10 protein-coding genes are annotated in these 13,201 nt (G+C 24.4%); all 10 read right to left on the reverse strand.

Features of this window, described 5'->3' with window-relative positions:
- Positions 1 to 20: 20 nt before the first annotated feature.
- The 10 genes from alaS to DM815_RS03005 all read right to left on the reverse strand — a co-directional run bounded on the left by alaS (position 21) and on the right by DM815_RS03005 (position 13,108).
- Complete coding sequence (gene alaS, locus DM815_RS02960; protein WP_110509289.1) at positions 21 to 2,708, reverse strand: alanine--tRNA ligase; 2,688 nt, start codon at positions 2,706 to 2,708, stop codon at positions 21 to 23.
- Positions 2,705 to 3,475, reverse strand: coding sequence for a lysophospholipid acyltransferase family protein (locus DM815_RS02965; protein WP_110509291.1), 771 nt, complete (start codon positions 3,473 to 3,475; stop codon positions 2,705 to 2,707). The genes alaS and DM815_RS02965 overlap by 4 nt, the downstream gene beginning before the upstream one ends.
- A gap of 49 nt (positions 3,476 to 3,524) precedes the next feature.
- Positions 3,525 to 6,695: a c-type cytochrome biogenesis protein CcsB gene (gene ccsB, locus DM815_RS02970; protein ID WP_110509293.1), complete on the reverse strand. Its 3,171-nt coding sequence runs from the start codon at positions 6,693 to 6,695 to the stop codon at positions 3,525 to 3,527.
- Between the two features lie 131 nt (positions 6,696 to 6,826).
- Positions 6,827 to 7,597 carry an MBL fold metallo-hydrolase gene (locus tag DM815_RS02975; protein WP_110509295.1) on the reverse strand — a complete coding sequence of 257 codons (771 nt, stop codon included), beginning with the start codon at positions 7,595 to 7,597 and terminating at the stop codon, positions 6,827 to 6,829.
- 9 nt (positions 7,598 to 7,606) lie between these two features.
- Positions 7,607 to 8,599 carry a recombinase RecA gene (recA, locus tag DM815_RS02980; protein ID WP_110509297.1) on the reverse strand — a complete coding sequence of 331 codons (993 nt, stop codon included), beginning with the start codon at positions 8,597 to 8,599 and terminating at the stop codon, positions 7,607 to 7,609.
- Between the two features lie 54 nt (positions 8,600 to 8,653).
- Entirely contained in the window at positions 8,654 to 9,742 is a 1,089-nt protein-coding gene (locus DM815_RS02985; RefSeq protein ID WP_235610003.1) for a lytic transglycosylase domain-containing protein, read from the reverse strand.
- 80 nt (positions 9,743 to 9,822) lie between these two features.
- Positions 9,823 to 10,011 (reverse strand): twin-arginine translocase TatA/TatE family subunit, encoded by a 189-nt coding sequence (locus DM815_RS02990; protein ID WP_110509301.1) that lies wholly within the window; start codon positions 10,009 to 10,011, stop codon positions 9,823 to 9,825.
- 140 nt (positions 10,012 to 10,151) lie between these two features.
- Entirely contained in the window at positions 10,152 to 11,174 is a 1,023-nt protein-coding gene (locus tag DM815_RS02995) for a sugar phosphate nucleotidyltransferase (RefSeq protein ID WP_110509303.1), read from the reverse strand.
- Positions 11,175 to 11,206: 32 nt separating this feature from the next.
- Positions 11,207 to 11,614, reverse strand: coding sequence for a deoxyuridine 5'-triphosphate nucleotidohydrolase (locus DM815_RS03000; RefSeq protein WP_110509305.1), 408 nt, complete (start codon positions 11,612 to 11,614; stop codon positions 11,207 to 11,209).
- Between the two features lie 24 nt (positions 11,615 to 11,638).
- Positions 11,639 to 13,108, reverse strand: coding sequence for a lipopolysaccharide biosynthesis protein (locus DM815_RS03005; RefSeq protein WP_110509307.1), 1,470 nt, complete (start codon positions 13,106 to 13,108; stop codon positions 11,639 to 11,641).
- Positions 13,109 to 13,201 lie beyond the last annotated feature (93 nt).

The raw sequence follows: 13,201 nt of genomic DNA on the forward strand, positions 1-13,201 counted from the left end.
ACAATTTTAAAAAAAATCTCTCAAAAAGAAATTCTATCATCATTTTTAAAAAATTTTATAAATTCTTTCGTTTCTTTCAAAACTAAACTTAGTCCATTTATATTGCTTCCTATTGCCATAGAAAAGAAAGATTTACCCCAATATTTTCCATGGATATAATCCGCCATTTTACGGATAATTTTATGAGCATGAATATTTTTATTGTTGATTACAGAATCAGAAATAGATATAAAAATCATTATTTTCTTATCTTTGATAAAACTTACTACCATAAATAAATTCGATACTTCGTTTCGTAAATCTAAAACAATTTTCTTAATAAGGTTGGGATTTAATTTTTTATCTTCATTAGATATATCACATATATATGTGATATAAGATAGTTGGATCGATTTTAATAAATACTCTTTTTTTAAAATTTTAATTTTCTGTGAAAACCCTTTTTCAAGTTCTTGTTTTAATTTTTTATTTTCTATTTGTAAACTAAGAAAACTCTTTATCGGGGATTCCGGATATTTTAGAATTTTTTTTAATGATTTATGTTGAAAATGAATAGATTTTAAATATTGAATAGCTTTTTTAGAAGTTATAGCCTTTATCCTACGTATTCCATACGATATAGAAGCCTCTGATAAAATTTCAAAAACTTGAATTAATCCAGTACATTTGACATGTGTACCAATACATAATTCGGAAGAATTTCCGAAAGTGATTACACGTACTTTTTCTTTATATTTTTCATGAAATATTCCGAAACAACCTTTTTTTATGGCTTCTTTCAATGGAAAAGATCTTTTTTCTTCTAGAAGAAGATTAGAAAAAATTAATTCTTGAACTAATTTTTCTATTTTATTTAATTCTTCTGTAGTTATTTTTTTATAATGTGAAAAATCAAAACGTAAATAATCTTCTCCAATATAAGATCCTTTCTGTTGAATATGGTCCCCCAAAACTTTTTTTAATGAGAAATGTAATAAATGAGTAGATGTGTGATTTTTTTCAATTTCTATTCTTCTATTTTTATTTACTATTGCTTGAAAAGATGAATCAATATTCAAAGGAAGTTTTCGAACAATATGTAAATTCATAGAATTTTCTTTTATTGTATTTTCAATAAAAATTTTATCTATTTTATTTTTTATAAAACCAGTATCCCCCAATTGTCCTCCTCCTTCAGGATAAAAAGGTGTTTTGGAAAAAACTAACTCGTAATAAGAATTTTTTCTTTTTTTTACGGATTTATTTTCTACTTTTCTATATTTTAGAATGAAAATTTTATATTCTAAAAAATCATATCCTATAAAATTTTCATTTTCATTCACAAATTGATTATTATGAATTTTTATCCAATCACTTTTTATAATGAGATTATTATCTATTTTAGATTTTTCTTTTTGTTTTAATAATTCTTTTTGGAATGATTTTTCATCTATAGAAAAATCATTTTTTTCAGCTAATATTCTAGATAATTTTATGGGAAATCCATAAGTATCGTACAATTGAAAAATACTTTTTCCGTCAATAATTTTTTGATTTTTTTCTTTAGTTTTTATGATTAAATGATGAAATCGTTCATACCCTTTTTCAATTACTCTAAAAAAAGAGGTTTCTTCTTCTTCAATTACATGCTTTATGTATTCTTTTTTATTTTCCAATTCAGGAAAAAATATTCTAATTTCTCTTACCCAAGATTCCACAAATTTGTAAATAAAAGGTTTCTTTTTAGATAAAAAACGAGTTGCATAAATAACGGATCTTCTTAAAATTCTTCTTATAACATAACCAGCTCCATTATTTGATGGTAATTGACCATCGTAGATAGAAAAAACAAGAGCTCTTAAGTGATCGGCTATAATACGTATGGATACATCTTGATAAAATTCTTCTTTATAAATTTTTCCTAAAGAATCTTTTATATCTCTAATTATTGGAAAAAATATATCCGTCTCATAACTAGAGAACTTTCCCTGTAATATCATACATAATCTTTCTAATCCCATCCCTGTATCTACATGTTTTGTAGATAAAATCTCCAAGGATCCATCTAATTTTCTAAAAAATTCTATAAAAACTAAATTCCAAATTTCTATCATCTTAGGATGTCCTTTATTGATCAGATATTTTCCTGGTAATCTATTTTTTTCTTCTTGATTACGAAAATCAATATGAATTTCAGAACAAGGACCACAAGGACCCGTAGACCCCATTTCCCAAAAATTTTCTTTTTTTCCAAAAAAAAGGATATTATTTTTACTTGTTAACGAATTCCAATATTGGTAAGTTTCTTTATCCATGGATAATCCATCTTTTTCATCTCCAATAAAAACGGATATGTAAATATTTTTTTTTGGAATATTATATTTTTGTATTAATAATTCCCAAGCCCATTCTATAGTTTCTTTTCTAGAATAATCTCCAAAAGACCAGTTTCCTAACATTTCAAACATAGTATGATGATAATTATCATATCCTACATTTTCTAAATCGTTATGTTTTCCAGAAACTCTAAGACATCTTTGAATATTAACGATTCTTCGAAATTCCGGATTTTTATATCCTAGAAAGTAATCCTTGAAAGGATTCATGCCAGCATTAATAAAAAAAAGTGTAGGATCGTCTTTTAAATAAATAGGGAAAGAAGGAATAATTTTATGTTTTTTTTTTTGAAAAAAATCAAGGAAAGTATCTATTACATATTTGTATTTCATAATTTAGTTTTTTTTCTGTTGTAATATTTAGGAGATTGTTCTATAGCGTCCATAATTTTTTCCATAATCATATTCGTAGTATCATTCTTTAAATCCAATTTAATAGGTTCTTTAAAAATCATTTTTTGTAAAACCCCTTTTTTTTTGATTCGAATTCCTTTTTTATCATAAGCTTTTTGAAATCCATCTATAACAATAGGAACTACAATAGGATTAAATTTTCTTATAACATGAACAATACCCCTTCGTCCAGGAGCAAATTCTTTAGTAGTTCCTTGCGGAAAAGTAATGAGCCATCCATCATTTAAAGCGGTCCCCATACGAGTAATCTCAGATATATCTACGGATCTATTTACTTTTTTATTCCCCTCTCTCCATGTTCTTTTTACAGTAATAGCTCCTGAATAAGTAAATAATTTTGTAAGTATTCCTTTATTCATTGTTTCTTTAGCTGCTACATAGTATAGATTAACTTTAGGATTTAAAAGATAAATAGGATTTTTTATCGTATTTATAAATCCATTTTTTACACTACAAAATACATGAAACATAGCAAACACATCTGCAAAATAAGTTTGATGATTAGATACAAAAAGAACTCTTTTATCAGGAAGAGCTTTAATATATTCTGTTCCTTTTAATTGTAATTGATTAAATCCATTATAACGATTGTAAGAAATACAACCAAAGGTGAAAATTAAAAAACGTTTTACGAAATGAAAATTTCCAAACGCGTCTCTAAATAGAGTACCCCCCTTTTTTTTCAAATTTTTCTTTTTTTTACAAAAAATATATAAAATAAGGAATATTACTTATCTATTTTTCCGTAATTTTGTCATTAAATTTATTCGAATAATATGAATAATAGGATAAAAGAGAAATGAATCCTAAAATTAGTAAACTATAATAAACCCAATAAGGAATAGAAATTGGCTCTCCCCTAGCATAAGAATGTAATCCAGAAAGATAATAATTCACTCCAAAATAAGTCATAATAATAGAACTTATAGACAATATACTGGAAAAATTAAAAGAAAATATACCTCTAATTCCTGGTATTAGACGCATATGTAATACAAAAGCATATAGCATTATGCTAATGAATGCCCAAGTTTCTTTTGGATCCCAACTCCAATAACGGCCCCAACTACTATTAGCCCAAATAGATCCTAAAAGAGTTCCTATAGTTAATAGAAATAGGCCTATAGTGAGGCTCATTTCATTAATAATAGTTAATTTATCGATATGAATTTTAATTTTATTCTTATATTCTTTTTTAGAATTATATTTTAAAAGAATATATAAAAGAAGAACTAAAATTCCTAAAAAGGATCCTGTGAAAAAAAATCCATAGCTTGATGTAATGATAGCTACATGTATTATCAACCAATGAGATTTTAAAACAGGTACTAAATTAGTAATTTCTGGATCCAGAGTATCACTATGTGATGCTATCATCAATAAAATAGAGGCAATTAATGCAGTAATTCCTGAAACAAATTGATTTTTATAAAAGATTAATCCTATACCTACCAAACACCAACTAATAAAAATAGATGATTCATATCCATTACTCCATGGAGCATGACCAGAAATATACCATCTTAAAATTAAACCTAAAGATTCAAAAATAAATAGAATGAATAAAAATGAAATTAAAATTCTATAGATCCAAAATATGTATTTTTTTTCAAAGAAAATTTTTATAAAAGAACTTATAAGAATTATTATTCCAATAACGGAATAAAAAAAAGGCAAAAAGTAAAAAATATTCAATTTATTATAAAAAATTTCTATATCTATTTTTCTCTTTGAAGGTAAAATAAATTTAGAATTTTTCAATTGATACAATTGTATCTTTTTTATTTCATTATCCGAAATATTCCAATTATTTTCATTTTTTGCATGAAACAAAGATTTCAAATAATTTTTGAACATCAATAATCCAATTGGATTTAAACTATTGGAATCTGGAATTATCCAACTAGACCATGTATGATTTATATCGTTTGGAATAGGGAAAATACGAAGGTATTTACCTTGAAAAATTCCATGAATAACTCCTACGCGTTCACTAAGGTTAATAACGGCTTTATCATATTCATTTCTTTGAATGGGACTTTTAGAAAAAGAATTTTCATAATCTTTTTGTAGAATAAATTTTAATTTTGATGTTTTTGAATCTACAGTATAAAGATCTATCATAGATACATAACCTTCTTTATTGGCTTTTGTTTGAATTAAAAATTCAGTACCTCCCTTTTTATCCACTTTAATAAAAGGAATTTTTGCCCAAAATATATTATTTTGATGTATAGATATAAACCATTGATTAGCATCTAAAATTCCTATATGACTTTTTTTATGAATCTTTCGAAGAAGGTCTAACGCCATAGTATTTATAGGTTTTATTCTTCCTTTATTATCTTGTACTAGTAAACGCCCAAAATTCTCTCCATGTTTTTTAGGAATATGAATATTATAGGAAATTTCTTTTAAAGAAATTTTTTTGAATTTTTTCAATTCATGAATATGAGAAAAAATAAAATGGCTGTTGATTAATGAAAAAAAAATAAAAAATATAGAAATTTTAGATAAATCTTTTAATTTCTTTTTAAGAAAACTAAATCGAGTTCCTTTCCAAAATAAAGTAAGAAACATTCCTAAACTCATCAAAAAGTATCCAAAATAAGAAAAATTAGTACCTAAATAATCATTATTTACAGAAAAATGGGTCCCCTTTTCATCTGGATCATATCCAGATTGAAAAAATCTATATCCTTTGTAATTAAGAACATGGTTCATGTAAATGAAATAATTTTTCTTTTTTTCTTTATCTATTAGAGTTATATGACTAATAAAAAAAGATGGAAATCCAGAACCTGGATAATTTTCGACCTTAAACTTATTTAACTTTAAAAAAAAAGGAAGATTCAAAAGAATAGATCCATATCCAATGGAAATTTGGTGATTATTGAAGAATATAGGTTCACTCATTTCCGTTCTATTTTTTCCTCCTAAAAAAGTGACCAATTTATATTTATTTTGAAAGGCTATCTTAGCCGTAATAGCATCTAATAAATTATCATTTTTTTTATCATCATTACAGGACTTAATATATTCTAATTTTCCTTTTACAATTCCTTCAGGAATAACCCATTGAACTACTTCTTTATTTTTTTCTATTTGATATAAACTTCTTATTTTTATAGGTGTAATAGTATTTCTTGATAAGAATGTAATTTCTTTATTGATCATATTCATTCTTCTCCCTAAAAAAGGAGATTTTACATAAAGTTTATCATTTTTTTCAAAAATTTGAATTCCAAAAGGAATATCCTTATTTAGGGAAAAAAAAAATCCATTTATTTTTATTATTTTTCCATTTTTAAGAAAATTTTCCGTTCTCCCTTTTTTATTGGTTGAAACTATTTTTATAATTTTTTCCCCCGGACTTTTTTTAGAAAGAAATACTTTTGCACATGGAATATAGTTTATAATATTTATTTTCAATAAATCTCCTTCAAAAAAAAATTTTCCTTTATATCCATTATGAAAAGAAGATAAAATATAAGGATCATTATAAACCATTGTGTTCATCCCTCTATGTACTTTCAATTTTATATAATTTTTTCTAGAAATAATTTTTCCATTAGTTTCTCCTTCTCTTAAAGACATCATTCCTTCAAAACTATAGTATCTAGAAATAACTCCTCCCATAAAAATAAATACAAATGATATATGAAAAATTAATAAAGGAAATTTTTTTTTATTCCAAAGCTTATATTTCCATATATTTCCTATTAAATTTATTATAATTAGAACAATAATAGTTTCAAACCAAGTAGATTCATAAATAAATATTTTTGCTATATCTGTAGAATATTTCTTTTCTAAGAAAGTAGCTATTGCCATAGATAAGGCTAACAATAAAAATAAAACAGAAGTAATTTTTGTGGAAAAAAGAAATTTTTTTAACGTTCGCATACTGATATCTATTTAATATTTTTTTTCAAAAAAATTTATAATATAGTTATAATGTCTGAACTTCTATTTATATAAATAGGAGATATTCTATGATAAGAAAGATGAGTTAAAATTATATAGTTAATAGTAGTTTATATATAATCAATCAGTCCATCATAAGCTAAATAAACATTTTTAGGTAATTGATTTTGAATTTCATCGTGAAATCCAAGTAAAGGGCTTATATGTGTAAAATAAGTTTTTTTAGGTCCAATTTTTTGGATTAGTTCCAATGATTCGGATAATGTAAAAGGAGAGGAATGTTTTGAAACTTTTCTTAATACATTTAAGACTAAAATATTCAAACCTATTAATTTTTCCATGGTATGAATAGGAACACTACTTGCATCTGTTATATAGGCAAAGTTTTCTATACGAAATCCTAAAATAGGAAGAGGACCATGCCATATATATAAAGGAATAACTTTAAAATATTCTACTATGAAAGTATCCATATAATTATCCAATTCATAGATAGAAATTTTGGAAGTATTTGAATTTTTATTTTTTGAAAAAATATAGTAAAATCTTTTTTTTAAATTTTCTAATACACGACGTAATCCATAAACTGGAATCGTTTTTTTCATTTTAAAATTAATAGATCTTATTTCGTCTAATCCCCCTACATGATCGTGATGTTCATGTGTAATAAAAATCGCATCTATTTTTTCATGATTACTTCTTAACATTTGATAACGAAAATCAGGGCTGCAATCTATCAAAAATGATTTTTTATCTTTTTCAATAAGAATAGAACTTCGAAGTCTTTTATCTTTTGGACTCTTTGATAAACATACTGGATGTTTGGACCCAATGATAGGGACTCCCTGTGAGGTACCAGTTCCTAAAAAAGTAATTTTCATATATTTTTACTATTGAAAATGCTGATTTATTATATTTTTTTGCATTTCATTTATAATATTTTTTTTCCCTTTTAAAAATTCTTTTACGGAATCTCTTCCTTGACCTAATTTCATATCTCCATAATTAAACCAAGATCCATTTTTTTGAATAATTCCCAAATCAACTCCTATATCAAGAATTTCTCCTATTTTTGAAATACCTTCTCCGTACATAATATCAAATTCAGCAGTTTTGAAAGGAGGAGAAAGTTTATTTTTTACCACTTTTACTTTTGTTCTATTTCCTAAAATATTTTCTCCGTTTTTAATTTGATTTCCTTTCCGAATATCCAATCGTATAGAAGAATAAAATTTTAAGGCATTACCTCCGGTAGTTACTTCTGGATTCCCATAAACCCCAATTTTTTCTCTTAATTGATTAATAAATATAAGTATACTCTTAGATTTACCTATGCTAGAAGTTAGCTTTCTCAAAGCTTGAGACATCAGTCTTGCTTGTAGTCCTATTTTGGATTCTCCCATTTCTCCTTCAATTTCACTTTTCGGAGTTAAAGCTGCTACTGAATCTACTACTATCATATCCATAATCCCTGATCTGATTAAATTATCCACTATTTCAAGTGCTTGTTCTCCATTATCTGGTTGAGAAATGATTAATTCTTTTATATCCACACCAATCTTTTTAGCATAAACACAGTCAAAAGCATGTTCTGCATCAATAAATCCTGCAAATCCACCTATTTTTTGTGATTGACTAATAGCATGTAATGCTAAAGTAGTTTTTCCAGAAGATTCTGGTCCAAATATTTCTATAATACGACCTTTAGGAAATCCTTTTATCCCTAATGCTATATCTAAACTAAGAGATCCAGAAGAAATTATTTCTAAATTTTCTATACGTGAATCTCCCATGCGCATTACTGTACCTTTTCCATATATTTTATCCATTTTATCTAATACAAGTCTTAGGGATTTTTTTTTTTGTTCAAATTTTTCGTTCATAATCTTGTAAATAAAATGGTATCTGATAGTAGAAATTCATCCATTCATCATCAATTAATTATTATTTTTTTTTTTTCTCAAAAAGTCTTCCTTCTCTTTCTCTTTTAAAAGAGAAATTTTTCCTTTTGGTAATCTTAAAAAATATTTATTTCCATCTTCAGGAGTAATAATATCTACAAGATATTGTGGATTTAAAAACATTAAATCTTTATAGGAAATATTTAATTCGGATGCAAAAAACCTCAAAGATATTTTTTCTTTTATTGGAACTAATACGGTATCATTATATCTAATACAAAAATGGGAACATGGGGGTAGTTGTTGTATGTTATGTTCTTTGTAATAATTCATTACATAATTAATAGCAATGAATTTTGGAATATAATTTTTGGTTTCTTTCGGGAAAAAATCCCATAAACTCCAAAAATCTTTTTTATTATGAAGCCGTATTATTTTATCTATTGTACTTGGTCCAGCGTTATAGGCCGCTAGAACCAATTCCCAATTTCCTATTTTATTATATAAATATTTAAAATATCGACAAGCCGCTTCTGTAGATTTCATTGGATCATTTCTTTCATCATAAATATTATTGATATGGAGATTGTATATTTTTCCAGTTTCAGGCATAAATTGCCAAATTCCTTGAGCTCCAGATTTAGATGTAATGGTAGAATTTAGATTAGATTCTATGATAGCAATATATTTTAATTCTTTTGGTATACGATATTTTTCTAATTTTTCCTCAAACATAGGAAAATAAAAATTAGATAATGAAATAACTTTTCCTATATATTTTCCCATACGAAGATAGCTTTCTACAGATGCATGTATTATGGTATTATATTTAAGTATTTTTATTTGAGATTTTTGATTTAGATTATTTATTCTAGATCTTAATTCATTTGCATCTATATTTGTAATAATAAGAGTTTTTTTATGTGGTAAGGAATTTCTTCTTCCAAAGAAATATTTTTTTTTGATTCCGAATATTTTTTTCCATAAATTATCTATATATATATGATTTATATCAAATTTTTGAATAGGTAGGCTTTTATTATAATTTATTTTCCTTTTCTGTTCAACAAATGATTTTGATACTGATTGTATAATCAGGCTTTTGAATATGAGCATAAAAAACATAATATTTCTTATCTTTTTCATTCATTAATTATTAGTTAAAAAAAAGTGCTAATAAAAAAAACAGAAAATGAAAGAAATTTCTATTCTTCTTCTGCGGAATTTTCCTTTTCAGAAGCTTTTTTGAACTCTTTTAATCCTGTCCCCAATCCTCTCATTAATTCTGGTATCTTTTTACCACCGAAAAGTAATAGTGCAAGTATAACAATAACCACAATTTCCGTGGTTCCAAATGTTCCAAGTAACATAAAAAAAATAAAAAATAAATCCATTGAATGGAAATTTTACTCAAATATAAAAAAAATTATGAATTTTTCATTTAATATGAAGGTTTTACTTTAAAGCCTTTTTTTTAATTTAAATTTTTTAAGTTAATTATATTGGTTAGTTTTTTATTTATATAAATAAAAAACTAAAAATTTAAAATAGAATGATCTCCTAAATTTACTTCTTTTGCCATTTCTATATAAGAAGTATAACTTCCAATCATAGAATTGTAAATATTCACATGTTGTATTTTTGTATAATCTTGTATTAAAGATTTTTTTATGTTACTGTTCTTTATTTTTGTGAATTTTCCTATTGAAACATAAGGACCAATAATACTATTTTCAATAGTTGTATTCTCTCCTATAAAACAAGGTCTTATAATTAAACTATTTTTTATCATCGTTTTTTCATGAATTAATTCTAATTTTTTGGATTCAATGGATAATATTTTTGAATTAGAGGAAATAGTTCTTTTTTTATTTCCAAAATCCATCCATATCTGAACTTGTTGACTAGTAAATCTAATTCCTTTTTTTCTCATATTTTCTAATGCAGAAGTCAATTGATATTCTTTCTCATTTTTAATATTATGGTCTAGGATATATTGTAATTCTTTTTTCAATAGAGAACTATTTTTAAAATAATAAAGACCAATAATAGCCAAATTAGATACGTTACTTTTTGGCTTTTCTATAAAACGAGTAATTAATCCTGATGGTTCACTTTCTACAATTCCAAATAAATTAGGATTTCTAACCTGTTTTGTCCATATAATATTCTCTATTTTTGTATTTTTTATAATTTCAAAATCATCATTGTAAAATAAAGTATCGGAAAAAGCAATAATTATGGGGCCTATTAAAGAATTTTTTGCTTTAAGAAGAGCATCAGCAGTTCCTAATGGTTTTTCCTGATAGTATATTACAATTTTGTGAAATCCTATATCATTAGATATTTTTATTAATTGTTTTTCTATTTTTTTCCCTACTTTTCCTATAATAAAAACTATTTCTTTTATTGAGAGAATTTCAATAGATTTAAATAAGTTTTCCAACAATCTTTTCAAGATCGGTTTTCCTACGATTGAAATCAAAGGTTTAGGAGTTCTTAGAGTGTGTGGCCGAAGACGTGATCCTTCTCCGGCCATAGGAATTATGATTTTCATACATTGAAATAGATTAAGTTTAATCCACAATTTTATATTCCGGTACTTCCAAAACTATTATTTCCTCTTTTACTTTTATTTAAAATGGAACATTTTTTCCATTTTATTTCTATTTCTGGATAAACATCCATAATTGCAATTTTTTCGTTAGGTTGAATTAAAATATTCTTTAAAGAAATATTTATTATAATTACTTTTAATTCCTTATAATATTGGTTATCCCCTTTTTCTATTTCTTTTTTTTTATCCGAAATATGGATAATACAAATTGTTCCAGTATCAATAAATTTTTTTTTTATAAAAAAATCTTTTTTAATATTTTTAGAAAATTTTAAATAAAAACCTGTTGAAATTAACTTTCTTTCCAAAAAAATTATGAAAATTGGTTTTTGAATATTTGCTTTTAAAATGAATGTTGATGGATAACTTTTTTTATGCAAAATATTCCTTTTTTTTTTATTTTTCTATTTTAGTTTAGAAAAAAAATTATTTTTTTCGAATAAAAAAACAATAATTATATATAAAAATTGTAAAAAAAAGTGAATTTCTATCCTATTTTTATGATTAATTATATATGAAACTAGGAAAAAAGCAAATAATAAATGAAGGATAATATTCCACGTTTTTTTATAGAATTTAAGAAAATTTTTTTTACCCCAAAAATATAGAACTAATACCATACTTCCATAAGAAGTTATAGTTCCCCAAGCAGGTATCATAAAACTGCTATTAGGAATTAATATAAATGCTATATTGAATAAAATTGTAATAAAAACACCTATTAAGGATATATAAGTTCCAATAATAGGTTTATCTATAATTTTATAAAAAATGGATAAATTTGTATAGATTCCTAAAAATAAATTTCCCATCATTACTATTGGAATAATAGATATTGCAATATGATATTTTTTATCGATTAAAAAATCTATGAGAATGGAAATATTCCCACATATTAATACGTAAAATATTAAACCAAGTATAATAAATATATAAATAATCTCTTCGTAATAATATTTTGCATCAGCATCTTCAGATTTTTTAAAAAAAAAAGGTTCAATTCCTAATCTAAATGCACGAATGTATAAACTCATAAAAGATGCGATTTTATAACAAGCGGAATAAGCCCCGTTTATTTCATCGGAAAGCCATCTTTTAATTAATATTTTATCAAGATTTTCATTAATAGAAAAAGCCATAGTTCCAAGCATAATAGGAATTCCATAATTTAACATTTCTTTAGCTAGAATTTTATTAAACTTTTTTATGGTTACTTTCCTTAAAAGAATAGGAATAATTAAAATAAAATTGCTTAAAGAAGCAATCATATTTGCAAAAAATATATATCCTATTTTATCTGTAAAAGAATTAATCCATTCAAAAATGTAAGAATAGGATTCTGGGATAAAAGGTGTTTGTTTTAATGGTGTATAAAAAGAAAACATATATATTATAAAAATAGATTGTACTAATATGTTTATAACATTTATAGTAGTATATCTTAAAGCCATTTCATGAGCACGAATCCAAGCCATAGGTAGAATGCAAATAGTATCAAAAAATATAATTATAAAAAACATGAAAAAATATTCTGGATGATTTTTATATCCAGCAATAGAAACTAAGTATTTTATTGAATTTATAGAAAATATTAAAAATAAAGATGTTATAAAAAATTGTATAATAACTATTGTTGAAAAAATAACTTCCTTGTTGTGATTTTTTTTAGATAAAAATCTAAAATAAGTATTTTCTAATCCAAAAGAAAGGAACCCTATAACTAAAAAGGATAACGCATACATATCTGTATAAAGAGAAAACTCTTCTCTTTTTAAAGATTTAGTAAAAAATTTTAGAAAAGCATAATTAATAATCTTTGGGAAAAGGAATCCTATAGAATAGATTATGGTTTGAATCAATAATTTTTTGTACACAAATTCAAAACTTTTTTATCAAAATTAAAGGACTTTCTAAGTTCTGCATTATTTTTTTTAATATATGGATAGATAATAGTAATTATGATTAAA

The organism is Blattabacterium sp. (Cryptocercus kyebangensis) (assembly GCF_003226855.1).
Taxonomy (GTDB): Bacteria; Bacteroidota; Bacteroidia; order Flavobacteriales; family Blattabacteriaceae; genus Blattabacterium.